The organism is Pseudomonas sp. NPDC087358, from assembly GCF_044900785.1.
In the GTDB taxonomy this organism is placed as follows: Bacteria; Pseudomonadota; Gammaproteobacteria; order Pseudomonadales; family Pseudomonadaceae; genus Aquipseudomonas.
Genome location: NZ_JBJDOA010000007.1, coordinates 364,625 through 387,010, shown reverse-complemented (window position 1 = coordinate 387,010; position 22,386 = coordinate 364,625). Strand labels below are relative to the sequence as shown.

The 22,386-nt window shown below is 59.8% G+C and carries 20 protein-coding genes; 5 read left to right on the top strand and 15 right to left on the bottom strand.

Features of this window, described 5'->3' with window-relative positions:
• Positions 1 to 107, bottom strand: a 107-nt coding sequence (locus ACI2KS_RS18935) for a hypothetical protein (RefSeq protein ID WP_404622521.1), incomplete at its 3' end; no start/stop codon positions are given.
• 147 nt (positions 108 to 254) lie between these two features.
• Here ACI2KS_RS18935 and rpiA point away from each other — a divergent pair.
• A complete protein-coding gene (rpiA, locus tag ACI2KS_RS18930) occupies positions 255 to 926 on the top strand; it encodes a ribose-5-phosphate isomerase RpiA (protein WP_404622496.1) in 672 nt (223 codons plus the stop codon).
• Positions 927 to 1,073: 147 nt separating this feature from the next.
• On the opposite strand, the gene ACI2KS_RS18925 is transcribed toward rpiA, so the two are convergent.
• From ACI2KS_RS18925 to ACI2KS_RS18915, 3 genes are all read right to left on the bottom strand, one after another.
• Entirely contained in the window at positions 1,074 to 1,988 is a 915-nt protein-coding gene (locus ACI2KS_RS18925; protein ID WP_404622495.1) for an SdiA-regulated domain-containing protein, read from the bottom strand.
• A 184-nt stretch (positions 1,989 to 2,172) separates the two neighbouring features.
• Positions 2,173 to 2,838, bottom strand: coding sequence for a fumarylacetoacetate hydrolase family protein (locus ACI2KS_RS18920; RefSeq protein WP_404622494.1), 666 nt, complete (start codon positions 2,836 to 2,838; stop codon positions 2,173 to 2,175).
• A gap of 52 nt (positions 2,839 to 2,890) precedes the next feature.
• Positions 2,891 to 4,285, bottom strand: a complete 1,395-nt coding sequence (locus ACI2KS_RS18915; protein ID WP_404622520.1) for an FAD-binding oxidoreductase — start codon at positions 4,283 to 4,285, stop codon at positions 2,891 to 2,893.
• A gap of 170 nt (positions 4,286 to 4,455) precedes the next feature.
• Between ACI2KS_RS18915 and serA the strand changes: the two genes are divergently transcribed.
• A complete protein-coding gene (serA, locus tag ACI2KS_RS18910; RefSeq protein ID WP_404622493.1) occupies positions 4,456 to 5,685 on the top strand; it encodes a phosphoglycerate dehydrogenase in 1,230 nt (409 codons plus the stop codon).
• Between the two features lie 175 nt (positions 5,686 to 5,860).
• Here the strand turns inward: serA and ACI2KS_RS18905 are convergent, their stop codons facing one another.
• Positions 5,861 to 6,241, bottom strand: coding sequence for a DUF4399 domain-containing protein (locus tag ACI2KS_RS18905; protein WP_404622519.1), 381 nt, complete (start codon positions 6,239 to 6,241; stop codon positions 5,861 to 5,863).
• A 238-nt stretch (positions 6,242 to 6,479) separates the two neighbouring features.
• Positions 6,480 to 7,118 (bottom strand): 2OG-Fe(II) oxygenase, encoded by a 639-nt coding sequence (locus tag ACI2KS_RS18900; protein WP_404622518.1) that lies wholly within the window; start codon positions 7,116 to 7,118, stop codon positions 6,480 to 6,482.
• A gap of 195 nt (positions 7,119 to 7,313) precedes the next feature.
• Between ACI2KS_RS18900 and ACI2KS_RS18895 the strand changes: the two genes are divergently transcribed.
• A complete protein-coding gene (locus ACI2KS_RS18895) occupies positions 7,314 to 8,054 on the top strand; it encodes a DUF2059 domain-containing protein (RefSeq protein ID WP_404622492.1) in 741 nt (246 codons plus the stop codon).
• 139 nt (positions 8,055 to 8,193) lie between these two features.
• On the opposite strand, the gene ACI2KS_RS18890 is transcribed toward ACI2KS_RS18895, so the two are convergent.
• The gene (locus tag ACI2KS_RS18890) at positions 8,194 to 9,135 is read right to left on the bottom strand and encodes an alpha/beta hydrolase (RefSeq protein WP_404622491.1); all 942 of its coding nucleotides are present in this window, start codon (positions 9,133 to 9,135) and stop codon (positions 8,194 to 8,196) included.
• Positions 9,136 to 9,243: 108 nt separating this feature from the next.
• On the opposite strand from ACI2KS_RS18890, the gene ACI2KS_RS18885 reads away from it, so the two are divergent.
• On the top strand, positions 9,244 to 9,831 hold the full coding sequence (locus ACI2KS_RS18885) for a DUF6436 domain-containing protein (protein ID WP_404622490.1): 588 nt from the start codon (positions 9,244 to 9,246) through the stop codon (positions 9,829 to 9,831).
• Between the two features lie 87 nt (positions 9,832 to 9,918).
• On the opposite strand, the gene ACI2KS_RS18880 is transcribed toward ACI2KS_RS18885, so the two are convergent.
• Entirely contained in the window at positions 9,919 to 10,833 is a 915-nt protein-coding gene (locus ACI2KS_RS18880) for a ParB/Srx family N-terminal domain-containing protein (protein ID WP_404622489.1), read from the bottom strand.
• A gap of 159 nt (positions 10,834 to 10,992) precedes the next feature.
• On the opposite strand from ACI2KS_RS18880, the gene ACI2KS_RS18875 reads away from it, so the two are divergent.
• Positions 10,993 to 13,380 carry a penicillin acylase family protein gene (locus ACI2KS_RS18875; protein ID WP_404622488.1) on the top strand — a complete coding sequence of 796 codons (2,388 nt, stop codon included), beginning with the start codon at positions 10,993 to 10,995 and terminating at the stop codon, positions 13,378 to 13,380.
• Positions 13,381 to 13,782: 402 nt separating this feature from the next.
• Here the strand turns inward: ACI2KS_RS18875 and ACI2KS_RS18870 are convergent, their stop codons facing one another.
• The 7 genes from ACI2KS_RS18870 to ACI2KS_RS18840 all read right to left on the bottom strand — a co-directional run bounded on the left by ACI2KS_RS18870 (position 13,783) and on the right by ACI2KS_RS18840 (position 22,350).
• Entirely contained in the window at positions 13,783 to 14,673 is an 891-nt protein-coding gene (locus ACI2KS_RS18870; protein WP_404622487.1) for an ABC transporter permease subunit, read from the bottom strand.
• Positions 14,670 to 15,590 (bottom strand): ABC transporter permease subunit, encoded by a 921-nt coding sequence (locus ACI2KS_RS18865; protein WP_404622486.1) that lies wholly within the window; start codon positions 15,588 to 15,590, stop codon positions 14,670 to 14,672. The genes ACI2KS_RS18870 and ACI2KS_RS18865 overlap by 4 nt, the downstream gene beginning before the upstream one ends.
• Positions 15,587 to 16,729: a polyamine ABC transporter ATP-binding protein gene (gene potA / locus ACI2KS_RS18860; RefSeq protein WP_404622485.1), complete on the bottom strand. Its 1,143-nt coding sequence runs from the start codon at positions 16,727 to 16,729 to the stop codon at positions 15,587 to 15,589. Before potA ends, ACI2KS_RS18865 begins: the two co-directional genes overlap by 4 nt.
• 56 nt (positions 16,730 to 16,785) lie before the next feature.
• Positions 16,786 to 17,880, bottom strand: a complete 1,095-nt coding sequence (locus ACI2KS_RS18855; RefSeq protein ID WP_404622484.1) for a polyamine ABC transporter substrate-binding protein — start codon at positions 17,878 to 17,880, stop codon at positions 16,786 to 16,788.
• Between the two features lie 310 nt (positions 17,881 to 18,190).
• A complete protein-coding gene (locus ACI2KS_RS18850; protein ID WP_404622483.1) occupies positions 18,191 to 19,288 on the bottom strand; it encodes a polyamine ABC transporter substrate-binding protein in 1,098 nt (365 codons plus the stop codon).
• A 266-nt stretch (positions 19,289 to 19,554) separates the two neighbouring features.
• Positions 19,555 to 20,919, bottom strand: a complete 1,365-nt coding sequence (locus ACI2KS_RS18845) for an aspartate aminotransferase family protein (RefSeq protein WP_404622482.1) — start codon at positions 20,917 to 20,919, stop codon at positions 19,555 to 19,557.
• 72 nt (positions 20,920 to 20,991) lie between these two features.
• A complete protein-coding gene (locus ACI2KS_RS18840; RefSeq protein WP_404622481.1) occupies positions 20,992 to 22,350 on the bottom strand; it encodes a glutamine synthetase family protein in 1,359 nt (452 codons plus the stop codon).
• Positions 22,351 to 22,386 lie beyond the last annotated feature (36 nt).

Sequence of the window (22,386 nt, the reverse complement as noted above, 5' to 3'; positions counted from 1 at the left end):
TGATTGCCAAGGCGCTCGGACAACTGACGGGCGCCTTGCAGCGGGGTTTCCACGGCGACGTCGTAGACGCGCGAGGTGAGGATTTTCTTGACGTACTGTTCGAGCATCGGGAAAGCATCACTGGCGAAAGGGGCAAGACCGGCAAGTCTACCCCGCGCCCCGACGCACGACCACACCAAGAGTCAGGCTTTAACGGCGGCATGCCGCTATAATGCCGACCCTTTTTGTATCCTTTGGCCCCCGTGGAGCCCCGCATGACCCAGGATCAACTCAAACAGGCCGTTGCCCAGGCCGCCGTCGACTTCATCCTTCCGAAACTCGACGACAAAAGCATCGTGGGCGTCGGCACCGGCTCCACCGCCAATTGCTTCATCGATGCCCTGGCCCGGCACAAAGGCGCGTTCGACGGCGCGGTCGCCAGCTCCGAAGCCACCGCCGCCCGCCTCAAAGGCCATGGCATTGCGGTGTATGAGCTCAACACAGTCAGCGATCTGGAGTTCTACATCGACGGTGCCGACGAAAGCGACGAACACCTGAACCTGATCAAAGGCGGCGGCGCCGCGCTGACCCGCGAGAAAATCGTTGCGGCCGTCGCCAAGACCTTCATCTGCATCGCCGACGGCAGCAAGCTGGTGCCCGTGCTTGGCGCATTTCCGTTGCCGGTGGAAGTCATTCCGATGGCTCGCAGCCACGTTGCGCGTCAGCTGGTGAAGCTGGGCGGCGACCCGGTGTATCGCGAAGGTGTACTGACCGATAACGGCAACATCATTCTCGATGTGCACAACATGAGCATCACCAACCCGGTCGAGCTTGAAGCCCGGATCAACGCCATCGTCGGCGTGGTTACCAACGGCCTGTTCGCGGCGCGTTCGGCGGATCTGCTGCTGCTGGGCACTCAGGAAGGCGTGAAAACCCTGAAGCGCTGATCAGGGCCCTGTAGGAGTGAGCTCGCTCGCGATGCATTGCATCAGACACTGCAATGCTGGCCATCTATCTGAAGCAGCCCGGCTGGCCGGCGGTGGCGATATTACAGACGCCACCGCCGGCGAGCCGGACTGCTACACAAGGGTACGTCACTGCTTCTTGAACGAATAAAACAGGTTAGGCTCGCTGACCATGTAGATCGTGCCGTGCTCATCCATGGTCACCCCTTCGGCACGGGGAATGGTGTGGGCCAGCCCGTGCAGGCCGCTTACCAGCGCCATGAAGCTGACTTCATTACCCTTCCCGTCCAGCTCCAGCAGCAGGTGCGATTCGGCAGACAGCACCAGCAGGTGCCCGGTTTTCTGCTCGGCATACAACGCCGACAGGTTGCGCATGATCAGGTTGTCATTCACCAGCTTCTGCTTGTCGCCCTTGAGCACGGCACTGCCGTCAGACTTCCAGCTGAACAGCGCAGGCGGGCGCTCCTCGCCAAGCAGGATCTGCTGATTGCGCGCATCCCAGGTCACGCCCTCGAACGCCTTGTTCTGATCGACCGAGGGACCCAGATCGTATTTGGGGAAGTCAGCGATATTCAACGTTGTGGTATCCGGGGTCACGGTGACCATGGTCATCAGGTGTTGCCGCTCATCGACGATGGCGATAACCCCGTTGCCCAGCACCATGACGCCTTCCGGGTTGCTCCAGCCCACCAACGGGATCTTGCGCAGCACGTCGCCGGTCAGGCTCAGCTCTGCCAGAAAGGCATTCTTGCCCATGACCGAGTACAGGGTCTTGCTTACGGGGTCATAGGACAGGTCCGACGCTTCATCCTTCTCAAGGCCTACCATCGACTTGCCGTCGACATCGACCTTGTAGTCAGGCAGCCAGACGCTGGCCGATCGCTCAGCCGAAGAGGCGGTCTGCTCGTGCAGCCACAGCAGACCGCGGTCGTCCCAATGCCATGCATAGGAAAGGCCGACAAGAATCACCACCAGGGCGATCAGTAGCCAGGAAAAGCTCGGTCGACGGCGGCGCTTGTTCAGTGACTGGGCGTTGGAGTCCATGGGGGCGATCCTGAGAAAAAATCCATTGGCACAGCGGCAAGGCGCTGCGGTCGGCGAGGGATTATCCAGATTGCGTGTGAAAAAAACGGCAATCCGCATCTCCCGATAACACGGTGACACGCGATACAAAAAAGGCTGCCTGTGAGGTGTCACAGGCAGCCTTGATCAACCGGATGTATCAGGGTCAGCGCACGTCGCTTTCGAAACGGCTGTGTCCCGGCAGCTCCAGGATGATTTCATCGCCGACATTGAACGGGCCGACCCCTGCCGGCGTGCCCGTCATGATCAGATCGCCTGCGTGCAGCGAGAACTGCGACGCCATGTGCTGAATCATCGGCACGATCGGGTTGAGCATCTGGCTGCTGTTGCCGTCCTGGCGCACTTCACCGTTGACGGTCAGGCGAATCGCGATATCAGCCAGATCGGGGTAGACGTCTGGCGAAACGAATGGCGCAATCACCGCTGCGCCATCGAACGACTTGGCGATTTCCCACGGCAGGCCTTTCTCCTTGAGCTTGGACTGCACGTCACGCAAAGTCAGATCCAGCCCCGGCGCGAAGCCGTAAATGGCGTCGAGCACTTCCTCGCGGCTTGGGTTCTTGCTCAGAGGCTTGCCGATCAGCACGACGATTTCGGCTTCGTAGTGCACCGACCCACGGTCCTGCGGGATACTGAAGCCGCCTTCGATCTCCACTACGCAGCTACCCGGCTTGATGAACAGCAATGGCTCGGTGGGTACCGGGTTGTCCAGCTCCTTGGCGTGCTCGGCATAGTTACGGCCGATGCACACGACCTTGCCCAGCGGAAAGTGAACCTTGGTGCCGTCGACATACTTGTGCTGATAGCTCATGAGCGCTCCTGGATACGGGGTCGGGCTGTACTGTTTACCGGCAGATCGCAGCTTACACCGCGAAGATCTTGCCCGGGTTCATGATGCCATTGGGGTCGAAGACGGCCTTTAGAGCTTTCATGTATTCGATTTCCACTGGCGAACGGCTGTACTCCAGATAATCACGCTTGGTCATGCCCACACCGTGCTCGGCGGAAATCGAGCCGTTGTACTTCTGCACGATCTCGAACACCCATTTGTTGACGGTAGCGCACTTGGCGAAGAACTCGTCCTTGCTCAGGTTTTCAGGCTTGAGGATGTTCAGGTGCAGGTTGCCGTCGCCGATGTGGCCGAACCAGACGATCTCGAAATCCGGGTAATGCTGGCCAACGATCGCATCGACTTCGGCCAGAAACGCGGGCACTTTGGAGACGGTGACCGAGATGTCGTTCTTGTACGGGGTGAAGTGCGAGATGGTTTCGGAGATGTATTCGCGCAACTTCCACAGATTGTGCAGTTGTTGCTCGCTCTGGCTCATCACGCCGTCCAGCACCCAGCCCTGCTCGACGCAATGCTCGAAGGTTTCCAGCGCATGGTTGGCCACTTCTTCGGTGGTCGCTTCGAATTCCAGCAGCGCGTAGAACGGGCAATCGGTCTCGAACGGCGACGGCACATCCCCACGGGCCATGACCTTGGCCAGCGCCTTGTCCGAGAAGAATTCGAACGCGGTCAGGTCGAGCTTGCTCTGGAACGCATGCAGCACCGGCATGATCGCGTTGAAATCGGTGGTGCCCAGGACCATCGCGGTGAGGTTCTTCGGCGCACGGTCCAGACGCATGGTCGCTTCGACGACAAAGCCCAGGGTACCTTCGGCACCGATGAACAGCTGACGCATGTCATAACCGGTAGCGTTCTTGATCAGGTCCTTGTTCAGCTCCAGCAGATCACCCTTGCCGGTGACGACTTTGAGGCCGGCCACCCAGTTGCGGGTCATGCCGTAGCGAATGACCTTGATCCCGCCGGCATTGGTGCCGATGTTGCCGCCAATCTGGCTGGAACCGGACGATGCGAAGTCCACCGGGTAGTACAGACCGTTTTCTTCGGCGAGGTTCTGCAGTTGCTTGGTCACCACCCCTGGCTGGCAGACCGCAGTGCGGTCGGTCAGGTTGAGGTCCAGCACCTGGTTCATGTAGTCGAACGAGACCACCACTTCGCCGTTGGCGGCAACCGCGGCGGCGGACAACCCGGTACGGCCGCCCGAGGGGACCAGTGCAACCTTGCGCTCATTGGCCCAGCGCACGATCGCCTGCACCTGCTCGGTGGTCTTGGGGAAAACAATGGCCAGCGGCGCCGGAGCGAAGTGCTTGGTCCAGTCCTTGCCATAGGCTTCAAGGGAGTCGGCATCGATCAGGACCTTGCCAGGCTCAACCAGGGTCTTCAGCTCATCTATCAGCGCAGGATGGGTCATCAACAGAACTCTCGAACAATTCATGGTCATCCTGAGAACGGCTCACGTCCAGGAGTGGGGTGTTTCGCGGGGTGCATATGCTAGCATACGCCCCCCGCTAATCGAGCTTCTGGCCGATATGCGTGAGCTTCACTTACTGCCATTTCTCTCCGGGATACAGGTTTACGCAGATGAGCAAGACTTCCCTCGACAAGAGCAAGATCAAGTTCCTTCTTCTCGAAGGCGTCCATCAATCGGCAGTCGACGTCCTCAAGGCCGCCGGTTATACCAGCATCGAGTACCACACCAAGTCTCTGCCGGAAGCCGAACTGAAGGAAAAGATTGCCGACGCTCACTTCATCGGTATTCGTTCCCGCACGCAACTGACCGAAGAGCTGTTCGACTGCGCCAAGAAACTGGTTGCAGTGGGCTGCTTCTGCATCGGTACCAACCAGGTTGACCTGAACGCCGCCCGCGAGCGCGGTATCGCGGTGTTCAACGCGCCATACTCCAATACCCGTTCGGTGGCCGAACTGGTGCTGGCCGAGGCCATCCTGCTGCTGCGCGGCATCCCGGAAAAAAACGCCTCCTGCCATCGTGGCGGCTGGATCAAGAGCGCGGCCAACTCTTTCGAGATTCGTGGCAAGAAGCTGGGCATCATCGGCTACGGCTCGATCGGCACTCAACTGTCGGTTCTCGCCGAAAGCCTGGGCATGCAGGTTTTCTTCTTTGATCCGCTGACCAAGCTGCCACTGGGCAACGCTACCCAGGTCTCCAGCCTGAACGAGCTGCTGGGGCTGGCCGACATCGTTTCGTTGCACGTGCCTGAGCTGCCATCCACGCAATGGATGATCGGCGAGAAAGAAATCCGTGCCATGAAGAAAGGCGCGATCCTGATCAACGCCGCGCGTGGCACCGTGGTCGAGCTCAACGCTCTGGCCGACGCGATCAAGGACAAGCACCTGATCGGCGCCGCCATCGACGTGTTCCCGGTCGAGCCGCGCTCCAACGATGACGAGTTCGAAAGCCCGCTGCGTGGCCTGGATAACGTGATCCTGACCCCGCACATCGGCGGCTCGACTGCCGAAGCGCAGGCCAACATCGGTCTGGAAGTGGCAGAGAAGCTGGTCAAGTACAGCGACAACGGTACTTCGGTGTCCTCGGTCAACTTCCCGGAAGTGGCCTTGCCGGCTCACCCTGGCAAACACCGCCTGCTGCACATCCACCAGAACATTCCGGGCGTGCTCAGCGAAATCAACAAGGTGTTCGCGGAAAACGGCATCAACATCTCCGGTCAGTTCCTGCAGACCAACGAGAAGGTCGGCTACGTGGTCATCGACGTCGACGCCGAGTACTCGGACCTGGCGCAAGAGAAGCTGCAACACATCAAAGGCACCATCCGCAGCCGCGTACTGTTCTAAGCCGCTTGTCAGGGCCATGAAAAAGGAGACCTTCGGGTCTCCTTTTTTTGTGCGCTAAAACGCGCCACGACCAGTAGCAGTGAGCTTGCTCGCGATAGCGGTTTGTCAGCCAACATTGGCGTGCCTGAAATGCCGCAATCGCGAGCGAGCTCACTCCTACAGGGATTTTGATGGATCACTTCACGGTAATGGTGATCTTCTGCGATTCGACCGGAGGATTCAGCGGCACGTGGTTCTTGTCGCCTACCAGCAGTTGCAGGGTGTGCTGGCCGGGGGTCAGGTTTAGCTCGGTTTCGGTCTGACCCTTGCCGAAGTGGCGGATGTTGTCGGTGGTCGGCAGTGGTGCGTTCATGTCCGGTTGATCCTTGACGTCGATCAACAGGTGATGATGGCCGGTATCCGGCACATCGACGCCCGCAGGCGCAACGCCCATGCCCTTGAGGCCGAACTGCACCTTGAACGTGCCGTTGATCGTGGCGCCATCCTTGGGCGAGATGATGTACACCTCGGCGCCAGCAGGCGAGGCGGTACGCGGCACATCGGCGGCCTGAACCATAAAGGCCGAGCCCAACAGCAGGCTGGCCAGGGCAGTTCTTGCAAATAGGGTCTTCATGATCTCTCCTGTTATGGGTCGTCCGCGTCCCGCCATCGTACGAGCTGCTCAGCACATGACTCGGACCAACGCGCATGAACGCCCTTTACCTTAGCCTCGCTTGGGGCTGCGGTGCTTGGGACAACCGGTATATGTAGAAGATTTCATCTTGGTCAAAACAGCGGCCGTCGGGCGCTGGCCGCTACAACTCGAAGGGCTCATTGCCGCGCCGGCGAAACCAACCGGTCAGCGACAGGCGCTCGCGGGTCGATGGCAGCACTTCATGGGGCATGTCGCCGGAAAGAAACACCACCAGACAGCCGCCCGTGGGCTGCACGTCATACTCCACGCCATCTTTGAGGAACATGCGCAGCTGCCCCCCGTGCTCGGGCAACCAAGCGTCATTGAGGTAGATCACCGCAGACACCATGCGCTTGTCGTCATCACGAAAGCGGTCGACATGCTTGCGATAGAAGGCGCCGGGCGGATACAGGGCGAAGTGGCTTTCAAAGTCCTCCAGGCCCATGAACAGCCCGCGGTTGAGCGCCTGGCGCAAGCTGTCCATCAAGTCCATGTAACGGTCGCAGGGCTCGGCCTGTCCTGGCTCCAGCCATTGGATATGATCGCCGCGTATGCCCTCGCGAACTTCCTGGGCAGGCCCGCGCCCGACCGCCGCTGGCGCCAGCTCGCCCTGGGCCGCGCGCTGGCGACACTCAAGCGCCAGCTCTCGGGTGAGGCTGTCGGGCAGGAAGATATTCTGCTGCGACCAGCCGCGCGCGGCCAGATCGTCGACGATTCGTAACAGCAGAGGGTGATCAGAGGCTATGCGCATGGCGCGCATAGTATCCATACGCCGAGCAATCCAACAGAGCCCGCGGTCTGGCGGTCAGGGAATATTTTTTCGGTGGAGTACAGGCCCGCGGGTTTTCCTCGCAGGATCGCCGAACCCATGGGTTTTCTGGGGGTCTGGCAACTGTTAACTCGACAAATCCCCGCCGCCCCGCCGAGAATAGCGGCCTGCCGACAGGAGTCTCTAATGCGCCGTCTGTTTTTCCTGCTGTTGATGTTCTGCACCATGCCCGCCTGGGCAGACGGCCACGACCAGCTGTACAAGGTCACCGGCTGGCCAGAACAACGCGCACATTTCAACGACGCCCTCAAAGCTGCCCAACAGCGCTACAAGAACAGCCTGCCTCCAGCGGTGTTCGACGCGCTGGTCAACAACAGCAACCAGCGCTTCGCCCCGCAGGCGATGGATCAACGCGCCGAACAGAAACTGCGCCAGACCCTGCAAGACCCAGCGCCGGCGCTGCAATTCTTCCAGTCGCCGCTGGGCCGCAAGATCGTCAATGCCGAACTGACTGCCACCCGCCCCGATCAACTGGCCAAAAACGCTCAAGGCTTGCCGAAGATACAGGCCAGCGATAACCGCCAGCTGATCATTGGTCATCTGACCAACGCCTTGCCCGCCAAGGAAGCCGGCGCAGAGGTCAGCCTGGCGATTGCCGGGGTCGCCGCCGACAGCCTGAGCTCGATGATTCCGGGGTTGATGGCCGGTGGGTCGACGCAAGGCATGCTCGATGGCCAGCGCCAACGCCTGATGGCGCAGATCGCGAACGATATGAGCAACACGCTGCTGTATGTCTACCGCGACCTGTCCGATGCGGAACTGGATGAGTTCGCCACCTTTGCCGAGTCCACCGAGGGCAAGGCGTACTACCAGGCGGCCCTGGCGGCGATTCGTGCCGGGTTGGCGGTGGGGCAAAGCGTAAAGTAGCGGCGGCCCGGCGTATTCGCCTCGCCACATACTGTAGGAGTGAAGCTTGCTTGCGATGGCGGAATGTCGGACACATAAGGGGTGACTGCTACCTGCAATCGCGAGCAGGCTCACTCCTACAGGTGGCGCACGGTGCGACCTACCCCATCCGCTGCGTCAAAAACGCAAAAAACCGCTCGCGTAATTCCGGCAGCTCGTTGGCCAGGTGATGCCGCGCCTCGTGCATCATGAAAATCTGTGGCCGGTCGAACTTGTCGTTGAGCACCGCCAGATTGTGGCTCCAGTCCACCGTCATGTCGGACTCGCCCTGCACCACCAAAGGACTGCGCCGGCTGCGTGGCGCGCTTTCTATGCGCTCGATCCACTTGGCCAGCGCGCCGACCCAGACGGTTGGCAGCCGCCGGGGCTGCAATGGGTCGGCCATCAGAAAGGGTAGAAAGGCAGGCGCGTTGGAGTTTTCGCTGAAACGCCGGTCGATGCCTTTGACGAAGGTCCGCAGCAGGTAATAGCTGAATTTCGACCAGGCCCAGCCACGCGGTCGCACCAGAGGCGCCAACAGAATCGACTGCCCCTGCGCCGGGCTTTCTTCGCCATGATTGAGCAGATGATCGATAACGATCGCCCCGCCGGTACTTTGCCCGCACAGATGCCAGGGTTCGGGCAATTGCAGGATCCGGGCCTCGACGAACAGTCGCTCAAGCACCACTTGATACTCGGCGAAATCGGTAATGCTCGCCCGTGTGCCACTGGACAGGCCATGCCCCGGCAAGTCACAGGAAATCACCGCGAAGCCCAGTTCCAGCGCCCACTCGATGACGTGGCGATACAGCCCCATGTGATCGTAGAAGCCATGCACCAGCACCAGCGTCGCCACGGGCTGCTCAGGCGTCCACAACTGAGTGACGATCTCGAAACCGCCGACCTCGAACCGCCCGAGCCGGCTGCTCACCAGACCGTCACGTCCCAGCCCTGCCAGGCTGTAGAAACGCTGGTAGGCCTGTGCGTCATCGGAGAGTGCCAGCCCGACACTCAGCGGTTGCAGACCGGCGCGCAGGTGATCAGGGTCGAACGTGTTGGACATCGGTGTTCCACATCAGGCCAATAAGAATTCAAAACGTGACGCATGCCTGCGAGTTTCTTCTGTCCTCTCAGGCGTGGCAAGCTACGTCACCCAAATCGAAGCCGCCCCATGACTGCTCATTCACGCGCTGGAAATCGCACTGCTGTGTTAGCGCTGATCGCTTTGCTCTGCGCGGCAGGCCTGTGGCTCGGCTACAAGTGGTTTGAGGGGCGTTACGTGCGAGCGTTCAGTGATCAGACCGCGCTATTTGCAGGCGACGTGCTGAGCCTGCCAACCGAGCTGGCAGGGCCTGGGCGTATCCGGGTGGTGCACTTCTGGGACCCGGCCTGCCCCTGCAACGTAGGCAATCAACAGCATCTGAGTGAATTGGTCGCGCATTTTGCCGGGGACAATGGCGTGGACTTTTACGCCGTGCAACGACCAGGCAGCCATGCACCGCTCCCCTCCACGCTCAGCGCCATCAAACCCTTGAGCAGCCTGCCCGGTGCCGAGCGCATCACGGTGAGCCCGGCTGTGGCGATCTGGGATAGGCAAGGCAAGCTGGCCTACTTCGGGCCATACAGCGAAGGGCTGGTGTGCAATTCACAAAACAGTTTCATCGAACCGATCCTGCAAGCACTGAAGGCCGATCGCTCGGTCAGCGTCACGCGCACCATGGCGGTCGGTTGCTATTGCCCCTGGGCGGGCGCTGACTGAGAAATCCTTGCAGCAGTGCGGCTGCACGGCGCTGCCCTCGAAACCGCGACCGCCGACACGCCGTGCTGCTACAGGGCTGCAATCTGTTCAGTGAGTGGCCTTGTAGTCGAGCACGTATGGCAGCTTCTCGTCGGCCACTTTGGTCAGGGCCTTGCGCTTGACCGATTTGAAGCCGCCCAGCTCTCTGGCCGTCAGCCCGCCGCCCACTGCTTTGCTCGATGGCGGCTTGACCATCAGATCGCTGGCCGCCTGCAGCGCCCGGTGATACCCGCTGCGCTCGCTGAGGTTGTAATCGGCCAGCTTCATGCGTGCTCGCAGCCAGTCGGCCCAATAGAACTCCAGGAACTCCGGCGACACCTCTCCTGCGTCTGGCTTGTCGTACGCCGCACCGCGGACGAAATACACGATGCTGCGCATGATGTCGTTGTGCATCGATTGCAGGCCGACGTGAGCGGGCAATTGATCAGGCGAGATGCCCTGCCCGTTGCCGTCCTTGAGCCAGACCTTGTGCGCGGTTTGCATACGTTTCCAGAACGTCGCCATGTCGGCGCTGTCGCTGAAATCATCGGTAACGCGAACTTTCATCTTCATCTGCGGCCCGGCGCCGGGTTGTTCCCACAGGGTGCTGAAGGTGTGATGCCCATCGGTGAGGTAAAGCTGCCCCCCGGGGCCTGCCACCACGGTCTTCATCTCCTGCGGATGCTCGTTCGGCTGATCCTTGCAGCTGAAGCTCTCAGGTTTGAGCGGGTCGGCGCTGCCCTCGACCGGCTTCGCTTGATCCTGGCCATTGCTCTCACAGATCTCATCGAACAGCTTTTGCCGATTTCTGGCAAAGCGCTCGAGCTTGTAATACACCTGGTCGAAGCCGATGACGGCCTGGGTCGGGTGAAGCTGTTCGAGGCTGACTTCGACGACGTCACCCGCCTTGGGACCGGTGAAGGCGAGCGCCTGAGTGCAGAGCAGCGCCAGCAGCAAGGTCAGGGCGCAGGATTGAATTCGCATGATTTTCAACTCAGGGAGGCGTGGATAGCAGCGTAATCGAAATGATCCGCTTCTGCCCAAGGCATGGAAGCGCACTCTCATTCAGTCCACTGGCCCTTCTACCCAGCCATGGGACAAATCTGTAGCCTTGCCGCTTCTCTACCGTTTTGAGCCCCCCGGATGAAACGCAGCCTTTGCGTCATTGCCCTCCTGATCATCCTGATCGCAGGCGGCGGCACCTGGTATGTCCACAGTAAACAACCGCTACGCAATGGCGAAATGAGCCTGGCGAACCTGCAGGCCCCCGTCAGCGTGCGTTATGACGAGCGCGGTGTGCCGCATATCAAGGCCGAGAATCAGGACGATCTGTATCGCGCCCTGGGCTATGTGCATGCTCAGGACCGGCTGTTCCAGATGGAAATACTGCGCAGGCTGGCCCGTGGCGAGCTGGCCGAAATTCTCGGACCCAAGCTTGCGAACACCGACAAGCTGTTCCGCAGCCTGCGCATTCGTGAACACGCCGACCAGTACGTGGCGCGCCAGGACAAGAACACTCCGGCGTGGAAGGCCCTGCAAGCTTATCTGGATGGCGTGAACCAGTTTCAGGCGTCTCATCCCAAGCCAGTCGAATTCGACGTGCTGGGCATCGACAAGCGCCCGTTCACCGCCCAGGACACACTGAGTATCGGCGGCTATCTGGCCTACAGTTTCGCCGCCGCGTTTCGCACCGAACCGCTGCTGACCTATGTGCGCGATCAACTGGGCGCCGATTATCTGAAGGTGTTTGATCTGGACTGGCAAGCGCAAGGTGCGTTGGCGCAGACACCGACCCTGAGCAGCCGCGACTGGAAAGGCCTCAACGACCTGGCATTGCTCAGCCAGCAGGCGCTGCAAGACGCTGGCCTGCCGCAGTTCGAAGGCAGCAACGCCTGGGCGGTCTCGGGCAGTCGCACGCAGAGTGGCAAACCGTTGCTCGCCGGTGATCCGCACATACGCTTCTCGGTGCCAGCGGTCTGGTACGAAGCCCAGCTGTCAGCGCCCGGTTTCGAACTGTATGGGCACTTTCAGGCGCTCAATCCCTTCGCCCTGCTTGGCCATAACCTGGATTTCGGCTGGAGCCTGACCATGTTCCAGAACGACGACCTGGACCTGATCGCCGAAAAGACCAACCCCGAGAACCCCAATCAGGTCTGGTACCACGGCGCCTGGACCGACATGACCTCACGCCCCGAACAGATCAAGGTCAAAGGCGAGCCACCGATCACCTTCACCCTGCGCCAATCGCCTCACGGCCCCATCGTCAACGATGCGCTTGGAGACAACGCGGGCAGCACACCCATTGCCATGTGGTGGTCGTTTCTGGAGTCGGAGAACCCCATTCTGCAGGGCTTTTATGAGGCCAACCGTGCCAACACGCTGGACAAGATGCGCAGCGCCGCCGAGAAGATCCAGTCGCCCGGCCTGAACCTGGTGTACGCCAATGCCAAGGGTGACATCGGCTGGTGGGCCGCTGCGCAATTGCCCAAACGCCCGGCCGGGGTGAATCCGGCCTTTATCCTCGATGGCAGTACCGAGCAGGCGGACAAGCAGGGGTTTTACCCGTTCAGCGCCAACCCGCAGGAAGAAAACCCGGCACGCGGGTACATTGTTTCGGCCAACTTCCAGCCGGTGTCGCCCACCGGGATGGAGATTCCCGGTTATTACAACCTCGCTGAGCGCGGTCGCCAGCTCAACAGGCAACTGAGCGACAACAGCGTGAAATGGAACCTGGAGAACAGCAAGGCGCTGCAACTGGGGACACAGACTGACTACGCTGCGCAGATTCTCAAGCCGCTGATCCCGGTGTTGCGCCGGGTCATCAGCGACCCTGAAGAACATGATCTGATCGAACGCCTGGCCGCCTGGAAAGGTGACTACCCCGTCAATTCAGTCGGCGCGACGTTGTTCAACCAGTTCCTCTACAACCTGACCGTGCAAACCTTCCGTGATGAACTGGGCGACGGACTGTTCGCCACCTTGTTGTCCACGCGGGAGATCGACATGGCCCTGCCCCGCCTGGCCGCCGATGCAGCGTCGCCCTGGTGGAACAACCGTAACTCTCCAGAACCCGAAAGCCGCGACAACACGGTCAAGGTCGCCTGGCATGCCACGGTCTCGCACTTGAAGTCGCTGTATGGGCTTAACCCGGATGAATGGCTCTGGGGCAAGGCCCACACCCTCACCCACGAGCACCCGCTGGGCCGCCAGCCGCCGTTGGACATGCTGTTCAATGTCGGCTCCTTCGCCGCGCCCGGCACCCACGAAGTGCCGAATAACCTGTCGGCAGGCATCGGCACTGCGCCGTGGCCGGTGAGCTATGGCCCCTCCACACGACGCCTGATCGACTTCGCCGACCCTGCCCATGCGCTTGGCATAAACCCGGTCGGGCAGAGCGGTGTGCTGTTCGACGAACACTACGCCGATCAGGCGCAGCGCTACATCAACGGCCAGTACCTGCCAGAGCGGTTCAGTGAGGGGGATGTAGCGGAGCACAGCAAGGAGACATTGAGGTTGGTGCCAGGCAGTTGAGCGCCGGATTGCGATCTGCTTTTGGTTCTGGCCGAAGGCCTGGGAGCGCAGGACAACTCGCTGTTGATTCTGGCCGAAGGCCGTGGGAGCGCGACTTGTCCGCGATCTGCCGGGAACCGGCGGTAGAAACAGACGACCCGGCTCTGTCAGACAGGACCAGATAACTGGATTCACTGCCGGTTCCCGGCAGAGCGTCGGCAGGCCGGACTCCTACGCCATTCGGGCAGAAGCGAAACGATTGGGCCTACAGAATGCTGATCGTCCCCACGCTCCGCGTGGGGATGCCGCCCGGGACGCTCAGCGTCCGATTTGTCGCGACGCAGAGCGTCGGCGTATGCGTTCCCACGCAGAGCGCGGGAACGATCAGAGTGGTGGGCGCGATCAGATGCAGTCAGCGGGAAATCAAACCGACTCAACCACCTTCGCACGGCGTACATCCGGCTGTTTCCAGCCATCGGCTGCCGCTTCTTCGATGGCCAGTTGAATGGCCTTTTTGCGATTGTTTTCGGCGCGGCGGCTGAAGAACCAGACCAGGAAGGTCGCGATCGAGACCGCCAGCAGGATCAGGCTGGCAATCGCGTTGATCTCAGGCTTCACGCCCAGACGCACCGCCGAGAACACTTCCATCGGCAAGGTCGTGGAACCTGGGCCAGACACGAAGCTCGCCAGCACCAGGTCATCCAGCGACAGGGCGAAGGACATCATCGCGCCCGCTGCCAATGATGGCGCGATCATCGGAATGGTGATCAGGAAAAACACCTTCCACGGTCGCGCACCCAGGTCCATCGCAGCTTCCTCGATAGACATGTCCAGCTCGCGCAGGCGTGCCGACACCACCACCGCCACATAGGCCGCACAGAACGTCGTGTGGGCGATCCAGATGGTGACGATGCCACGCTCCTGCGGCCAGCCGATCAGCTGTGCCATGGCCACGAACAGCAGCAACAGCGACAGACCGGTGATCACCTCAGGCATGACCAGCGGCGCCGTCACCAGGCCGCCGAAGAAGGTCTTGCCATTGAAACGCGTGATGCGGGTCAGCACAAAGGCCGCCATGGTGCCCAGCGCCACTGCGGCGACCGAGGTGTACAGGGCGATTTCCAGCGAGCGCATGACGGCGCTCATCAGTTGCGTGTTGTCGAGCAGGCCGACGTACCACTTCACCGACCAGCCGCCCCAGACGGTCACAAGCTTGGAGGCGTTGAACGAATAGATCACCAGGATGACCATGGGCGCGTAGATGAAAACCAGGCCCAGTACCAACATCAGGTTCGAGAATCGGAAGCCTCTCATGCCTTGCCCTCCAGTTCTTTGGACTGACTGCGGTTGAACAGAATGATCGGCACGATGAGGATCAGCAGCATCACCACCGCCAGCGCGGACGCCACCGGCCAGTCGCGGTTGTTGAAGAACTCTTGCCACAGGACCTTACCGATCATCAGCGTCTCCGGGCCGCCCAGCAGTTCAGGAATGACGAACTCGCCGACCACCGGAATGAACACCAGCATGCAGCCGGCGATGACGCCGTTCTTGGACAGCGGCACGGTGATTTTCCAGAAGCTGTTGAAGGTGCTGGAACCCAGGTCCGACGCCGCTTCCAGCAGGCTCTGGTCATGCTTCACCAGGTTGGCGTACAGCGGCAGGATCATGAACGGCAGATACGAGTACACGACCCCGATATAAACCGCCAGGTTGGTGTTGAGGATCTGCAACGGCTCATTGATCACCCCCAGCCACATCAGGAAGGCATTGAGCAGGCCGTTGTTGCTGAGAATACCCATCCAGGCATAGACCCGGATCAGGATCGCGGTCCAGGTCGGCATCATGATCAGCAGCAACAGCACCGTCTGCATCTCCTTGCGGGCGATGGAGATGCCGTAAGCCATCGGATAGCCGATCAGCAGACACAGCAGGGTGCTGAAGAAGGCCATCTTCAATGAGCCCAGGTACGCCGAGATATACAGGTCGTCCCCGGTCAACAACGCGTAGTTGGCGAAGTTGAGCACGATGTCGAGCTTCTGCTCGGCGTAAGTGAAGATCTCGGTGTACGGCGGAATCGCGACGTCCGCTTCAGCGAAACTGATCTTGATGACGATCAGAAACGGCAGCGCGAAGAACAGAAACAGCCAGAGGAAGGGAACCCCGATGACCGCCTGACGGCCATTGGGCGTTATTCGATTGAGCGCACGTTTGATTTTGCGGATTTTCATGAGCGCAATACCACGCCGCTGTCGTCTTCCCACCAGACGAAGACTTCATCGTCCCAGGTAGGCCGCGCACCGCGGCGTTCGGCGTTGGCCACGAACGACTGCACCAGCTTGCCGCAGGCCAGTTGCACGTAGAACACCGAGTGACCACCCAGATACGCGATGTCATGCACCTTGCCGCGCGACCAGTTGTATTCCTGAGCCGGCTGCTCGGTGGTGATCAAAAGCTTTTCCGGGCGGATGGCGTAGGTGATGTGCTTGTCTTCCACCGAGGTACTGATGCCGTGGCCGACGTAGATATTGCGTTCAAGCTCGGGGCTGCGGATCAGCGCGTGGCCTTCCATGTCTTCGATGACTTCACCGTCGAACAGGTTGACGTTGCCAATGAACTCGCACACCAGGCGGCTGGTGGGCGTCTCGTAGATATCCACCGGGCTGCCGATCTGGGCGATCCAGCCCAGGTGCATGATCGCGATGCGCTGGGCCATGGTCATGGCCTCTTCCTGGTCGTGGGTCACCATCACGCAGGTCACGCCCACGCGCTCGATGATCTCCACCAGTTCCAGCTGCATTTGCGAGCGTAGCTTCTTGTCCAGTGCACCCATCGGCTCATCGAGCAGCAACAGCTTCGGCTTCTTGGCCAACGAACGGGCCAGGGCCACACGCTGGCGCTGGCCGCCGGATAACTGATGCGGCTTGCGCTTGGCGTACTGAGTCATCTGCACCAGCTTGAGCATCTCGGCTACGCGAGCCTCGACCTCAGACTTGGCCAATTTGTCCTGCTGCAAACCGAAGGCAATGTTTTGCGCCACGGTCATGTGCGGAAACAACGCGTAGGACTGGAACATCATGTTGATCGGACGTTCGTACGGCGGCATGTCGGTGATGTCGACGCCATCGAGGAAAATACGGCCCTCGGTCGGTCGCTCGAAACCGGCAAGCATGCGCAGCAGCGTGGACTTGCCTGAGCCGGAACCGCCGAGCAAGGCGAAGATCTCGCCCTTGTTGATCTGCAGAGACACATCGTCCACAGCAACCGTCTCGTCGAACTTTTTCGTGACCCGATCGATTTTGACCAGCACCTGTTTAGGTTGCTGACCACCCTCAAGGGCTTTTTTGTAGGCGCCGGAGGCAACTGCCATGGGTGAAACTCCCAACTGTTTTTGCGCCCGGCCAATACGGCCGGGCGCCAAGGTCTTTATTTACCGGTTTTGATCTTGGTCCAGCTGCGCGTCATCACGCGCTGAATCTTCGGTGGCAACTCGGAGTTGACGTACAGGCGGTCCTGGACGTCCTTGGGCGGATAAACCGACTCGTCGTTGCGAATGTCCTTATCCATAAGTTTGTCCGAACCGGGGTTCGGGTTCGCATAACCCACCTGGTCACTGACCTTGGCGATCACGTCGGGCTTGAGGATGTAGTTGATGAAGGCGTGGGCGGCCTTGGTGTCCGGTGCGTCAGCCGGAATCGCCAGCATGTCGAACCACAGGTTGCCGCCTTCCTTGGGAATCGAGTAGGCGATGTTCACGCCCTTGCCGGCTTCTTCGGCACGCGCCTTGGCCTGGAACACATCACCGGAGAAGCCGGCCGCGATGCAGATGTCGCCGTTGGCCAGGTCCGTGATGTATTTCGAGGAGTTGAAGTAGGTCACGTAAGGGCGGACCTTCAGCAGCTTCGCTTCAGCCTTTTTGTAGTCTTCCGGATTGGTGCTGTTCGGGCTCAGGCCCATGTAGTTCAGCACCGCCGGGAGCATTTCGTCAGCCGAATCGAGGAAGGCGACACCGCACTTCTGCAGCTTTTTGATGTTCTCGGGCTCGAACAGCACGGCCCAGGAATCGATGGTATCGACGCCCAGCACTTGCTTGATCTTGTCGACGTTGTAGCCGATGCCGTTGGTGCCCCACAGATACGGCACGGCGTACTGATTGCCCGGGTCGTTTTTATCCAGGCGCTTCATCAGTTCGGGATCGAGGTTGGAGTAGTTGGGGAGTTGCGACTTGTCGAGTTTCTGAAACGCACCGGCCTTGATCTGTTTACCAAGGAAGTGGTTGGAAGGCACTACCACGTCATAACCGGTGTGACCGGCCAGCAGCTTGCCTTCCAGGGTCTCGTTGGAATCGAACACGTCGTATTTGGTCTTGATCCCGGTGGTGGACTCAAAGTCGGCCAACGTCGTGGTGCCGATGTAATCGGACCAGTTATAAATGCGGACGGTGGACTCCGCGAAGGCACCGACGGCGAACGTCAGGCCGGCTCCGAGCAGCAAGCCTTTGGAAAATAAAGAAATAGACACAATTGCAGTCCTTTTTAGTAGGTGGGCCAGTTGCCTGTGCCGACGACAGTAACGACTGCCTATGACAAATCCGGCGCGCAACTTACCTTCGATAAACCCTTCTCGCAAAAAAACTTTGTATTACGGGTGCGTCCTGACTGCTGACACAGGATGCCGGGACATCAATCGACATCCGCCAGCCCCCGATTTTGTAGAAGTGAGCTTGCTCGCGATTGCGGTGTGTCAGTCGACCTATTCGTTTGAAAGACCGCTATCGCGAGCAAGCTCACCCCTACAGTTCGGGTAAGGGCAACGCCCCACCCAGCCAGGCTTATTTGCCCGATTTGATGTTGGTCCAGCTGCGGGTCATGAGGCGCTGAGTCGCTGACGGCAAGTCGGCAATCGCGTACAACTTGGCCAGGACGTCTGCAGGCGGATAAACACCTGGGTCGGACGTGATGTCCTTGTCGACGAACTCGGTTGCAGCCTTGTTGCCGTTCGGGAAGTGAACGGAGTTGGTGATTTCGGCCATGACTTTAGGTTGCAGGATGAAGTTCATGAACTTGTAGGCGCCTTCGACGTTTTCGGCGTCTTTAGGGATGGCGACCATGTCATAGAAGCTGCCGGCACCTTCTTTGGGAATGTTGTAGCTGACCTTGATCTTGCCGCCTGCTTCTTCAGCGCGCGCCTTGGCCTGGTAGACGTCACCCGAATAACCCACGGCTACGCAGATGTTGCCGTTGGCCAGGTCCGAAATGTACTTGGAAGAGTGGAAGTAGGTGACCGAAGGACGAATCTTCTTGAACAGATCTTCGGCTTTCTGGATGTCTTCTTTCTTCTGGCTGTCGGTTGGCAGGCCCAGGTAATGCAGCGCAACCGGCAGCATCTCGGTCGGCGAATCAAGGAAGCTGATACCGCAGGACTTCAGCTTGGCAGCGTTTTCAGGCTTGAACAGCAGATCCCAGGAATTGACCGGAGCGTCGGCGCCCAGGGCTGCCTTGACTTTCTCGGCGTTGAAACCGATACCGATCGAACCCCACATGTACGGGAATGCGTGCTTGTTGTCCGGGTCGCTGATCGACACCGCCTTGAGCAAGGCAGGGTCGAGGTTTTTGTAATTGGACAGCTTGGACTTGTCCAGCTCCTGATAGACACCGGCCTTGATCTGTTTGGCCAGGAAGTTGTTGGACGGTACGACGATGTCATAGCCCGACTTGCCAGCCAGCAGCTTGGCTTCCAGCGTCTCGTTGCTGTCGAAGACGTCGTACACCACTTTGATGCCCGACTCTTTTTCGAAGTCGGCAATGGTGTTGGGTGCGATGTAATCGGACCAGTTGTACACGTGCAGAACTTTGTCATCAGCGTGTGCAGCTGCAGCCACTGCGCCCATCAGGGACAAGGCGAGGAGGGTTTTGCCAAATTTCTTCATTCGTACAGCTCCAATGTTTTATGTTAGCGGCGACTAAAACAACCGTTAGTCTGGCAATTTCCTGGGCTGGCTTACAAGCAGAGCGGCCTGCCATGTTGCATAACTTTCAAAGATTTCATCTGCACGCAAATGCCCTCGCCTTTTGTAGGAGTGAGCTTGCTCGCGATGGCATCGGTACATCCACCACATGGGTGACCGCCACAACGCCATCGCGAGCAAGCTCACTCCTACAGGGATGATGGTTTATCCCACGATCACCCCAACCTCTAGTTCTGCAACGCCTCAAGGGTCAGGTCCAGGCATTTACGTGCTTTTTCCACCAACTCATCGATCTCGGCGAAGCTGATAACCAGCGGCGGCGAGATGATCATCGTGTCGCCCACTGCGCGCATGATCAGCCCGTTGTCGAAGCAGAACGTGCGGCAGATCATGCCTACACCCAGACCGGTATAACGCTCGCGAGTTGCCTTGTCCTTCACCAGTTCGATAGCGCCGAGCATGCCGACGCCGCGAACTTCACCCACCAACGGATGATCGTTCAACTCACGCAAACGCTTTTGCAAATATGGTGCCGTTTCCGATTTCACCCGCTCGACAATCTTCTCGTCACGCAGGATGCGGATGTTTTCAAGGCCTACGGCGGCGGCAACCGGGTGACCGGAATAGGTGAAGCCGTGGTTGAAATCACCGCCGTCGTTGAGCACCTTGACTACTTCGTCACGTACGATCACGCCGCCCATGGGGATGTAGCCCGACGTCAGGCCCTTGGCGATGGTCATCAGGTCAGGCTTGAGGTCGTAGAAATCGCTACCGAACCACTCACCGGTCCGGCCGAAGCCACAAATCACCTCATCGGCCACGAACAGGATGTCGTATCGGGCGAGGATTTCCTTGATCTTCGGCCAGTAGGTGTCCGGCGGAACGATTACGCCGCCTGCACCCTGGATAGGCTCGGCGATGAATGCGCCGACATTGTCCTCACCCACTTCGAGGATTTTCTTTTCCAGTTGCTCGGCAGCCCAGACACCGAACTCATCCGGGGTCATGTCGCCGCCTTCACCGAACCAGTAAGGCTGCGGGATATGCACGATGCCCGGAATCGGCAAGTCGCCCTGCTCATGCATATAGGTCATGCCGCCCAGGCTGGCGCCCGCAACGGTCGAACCGTGATAGCCGTTGATGCGGCTGATGATGACTTTCTTGTTCGGCTGGCCTTTGACCGCCCAGTAATGACGGACCATGCGCAGCACGGTGTCGTTGCCTTCGGAACCTGAGCCGGTGAAGAACACATGGTCCATGCCTTGCGGCGCGATTTCGGAAATCGCCTTGGCCAGCTGCAACGCCGGCGGGTGAGCGGTCTGGAAGAATAGATTGTAATAAGGCAGCTCGCGCATCTGCTTGCTGGCGGCATCGGCCAGTTCGTCACGGCCGTAACCCACCGCGACGCACCACAGGCCGGCCATGCCGTCGAGGATCTTGTTGCCTTCGCTGTCCCACAGGTAAACGCCCTTGGCGTTGGTGATGATGCGCGGGCCTTTCTCTTTGAGCTGCTTGAAGTCGCTGAATGGCGCCAGGTGATGCTCTCTGCTGAGGGCCTGCCATTCGCGGGTCTGTGGATTGTTGGAACTCATGAATCACTCCATTGGCTGGTATCGCGTGTCGGGCGCTGCTGGCCGGATCGGGCCGAGCCGCGCGCGGATTCGTCAGACGGCAAAGAGCAGGAATTCGCGCTCCCACGAACTGATCACACGCTTGAAGTTTTCGTGCTCGGCGCGCTTGACCGCGACGTAACCGGTGATGAATTTCTCACCGAGGTATTTCTCGACGGTCTTGCTGTTTTCCATCCGCTCCAGGGCGTCCTCGATGGTCAGCGGCAAGCGCAGGTTGCGGCGCTCATAACCACGGCCAACCACCGGCGCGCTCGGGTTGAGACCCTCGACCATGCCGATGAAACCGCACAAAAGGCTCGCGGCAATGGCCAGATAGGGGTTGGCATCGGCCCCTGGCAGGCGGTTTTCCACGCGGCGGTTCTGCGGGCCGGCATCCGGGACACGCAGGCCGACGGTGCGGTTCTCTTCGCCCCACTCCACGTTCACTGGCGCCGAGGTGTCCGGCAGGAAGCGGCGGAACGAGTTGACGTTGGGCGCGAACAGCGGCAACAACTCGGGAATCAGCTTCTGCAGGCCGCCAATGTGCTGCAGAAACAGCTGGCTCATGGTCCCGTCTTCATTGGAGAAGATGTTCTTGCCGGTCTCCATGTCGATGATGCTCTGGTGCAGGTGCATGGCACTGCCGGGCTCGCCGGTCATGGGCTTGGCCATGAAGGTCGCGGCCACGTCATGCTTGAGCGCCGCTTCACGCATGGTGCGCTTGAACACCAGAATCTGGTCGGCCAGCGACAGCGCGTCACCGTGACGGAAGTTGATTTCCATCTGCGCGGTGCCGTCTTCATGGATCAGCGTGTCCAGGTCCAGGTTCTGCAGCTCGCACCAGTCGTAGACGTCTTCGAACAGCGGATCGAATTCGTTGGCCGCTTCAATGGAGAAGGACTGACGGCCGGTTTCCGGACGCCCTGAACGGCCAACCGGCGGTTGCAACGGATAGTCTGGGTCGTCGCTGCGCTTGGTCAGGTAGAACTCCATCTCCGGCGCCACGATCGGCTGCCAGCCTTGATCGGCGTAGAGCTTGAGGACTTTCTTGAGCACGTTGCGCGGCGACAGCTCGATAGGGTTGCCCTGCTTGTCGTAGGTGTCGTGAATCACCTGCGCAGTGGGCTCGATGGCCCAGGGCACCAGATACACCGCGTTCTGGTCTGGACGGCAGAACATGTCGATGTCCGCCGGGTCCAGCAACTCGTAATAGATGTCGTCTTCGACGTAGTCGCCGGTCACGGTCTGCAGCAATACGCTTTCCGGCAAGCGCATGCCTTTTTCGGCAATGAACTTGTTGGTCGGAGAGATCTTGCCTCGGGTGATACCGGTGAGGTCGGAGATCATGCACTCGACTTCGGTAATCCTGTGTTCTTTCAACCAATCGGTGAGCTGGTCGAGGTTGGTACTCATAAATACCTCAGGGTTTGGATGTCCTGCGCCCATCGG

Excerpts from the sequence above, each read along its gene's own strand:
- rpiA (WP_404622496.1), top strand. The coding sequence starts at position 255 with ATGACCCAGGATCAACTCAAACAGGCCGTTGCCCAGGCCGCCGTCGAC.
- ACI2KS_RS18925 (WP_404622495.1), bottom strand. The coding sequence starts at position 1,988 with ATGGACTCCAACGCCCAGTCACTGAACAAGCGCCGCCGTCGACCGAGC.
- ACI2KS_RS18920 (WP_404622494.1), bottom strand. The coding sequence starts at position 2,838 with ATGAGCTATCAGCACAAGTATGTCGACGGCACCAAGGTTCACTTTCCG.
- ACI2KS_RS18915 (WP_404622520.1), bottom strand. The coding sequence starts at position 4,285 with ATGACCCATCCTGCGCTGATAGATGAGCTGAAGACCCTGGTTGAGCCT.
- serA (WP_404622493.1), top strand. The coding sequence starts at position 4,456 with ATGAGCAAGACTTCCCTCGACAAGAGCAAGATCAAGTTCCTTCTTCTC.
- ACI2KS_RS18905 (WP_404622519.1), bottom strand. The coding sequence starts at position 6,241 with ATGGTTCAGGCCGCCGATGTGCCGCGTACCGCCTCGCCTGCTGGCGCC.
- ACI2KS_RS18900 (WP_404622518.1), bottom strand. The coding sequence starts at position 7,118 with ATGCGCGCCATGCGCATAGCCTCTGATCACCCTCTGCTGTTACGAATC.
- ACI2KS_RS18895 (WP_404622492.1), top strand. The coding sequence starts at position 7,314 with ATGCGCCGTCTGTTTTTCCTGCTGTTGATGTTCTGCACCATGCCCGCC.
- ACI2KS_RS18890 (WP_404622491.1), bottom strand. The coding sequence starts at position 9,135 with ATGTCCAACACGTTCGACCCTGATCACCTGCGCGCCGGTCTGCAACCG.
- ACI2KS_RS18885 (WP_404622490.1), top strand. The coding sequence starts at position 9,244 with ATGACTGCTCATTCACGCGCTGGAAATCGCACTGCTGTGTTAGCGCTG.
- ACI2KS_RS18880 (WP_404622489.1), bottom strand. The coding sequence starts at position 10,833 with ATGCGAATTCAATCCTGCGCCCTGACCTTGCTGCTGGCGCTGCTCTGC.
- ACI2KS_RS18875 (WP_404622488.1), top strand. The coding sequence starts at position 10,993 with ATGAAACGCAGCCTTTGCGTCATTGCCCTCCTGATCATCCTGATCGCA.
- ACI2KS_RS18870 (WP_404622487.1), bottom strand. The coding sequence starts at position 14,673 with ATGAGAGGCTTCCGATTCTCGAACCTGATGTTGGTACTGGGCCTGGTT.
- ACI2KS_RS18865 (WP_404622486.1), bottom strand. The coding sequence starts at position 15,590 with ATGAAAATCCGCAAAATCAAACGTGCGCTCAATCGAATAACGCCCAAT.
- potA (WP_404622485.1), bottom strand. The coding sequence starts at position 16,729 with ATGGCAGTTGCCTCCGGCGCCTACAAAAAAGCCCTTGAGGGTGGTCAG.
- ACI2KS_RS18850 (WP_404622483.1), bottom strand. The coding sequence starts at position 19,288 with ATGAAGAAATTTGGCAAAACCCTCCTCGCCTTGTCCCTGATGGGCGCA.
- ACI2KS_RS18845 (WP_404622482.1), bottom strand. The coding sequence starts at position 20,919 with ATGAGTTCCAACAATCCACAGACCCGCGAATGGCAGGCCCTCAGCAGA.
- ACI2KS_RS18840 (WP_404622481.1), bottom strand. The coding sequence starts at position 22,350 with ATGAGTACCAACCTCGACCAGCTCACCGATTGGTTGAAAGAACACAGG.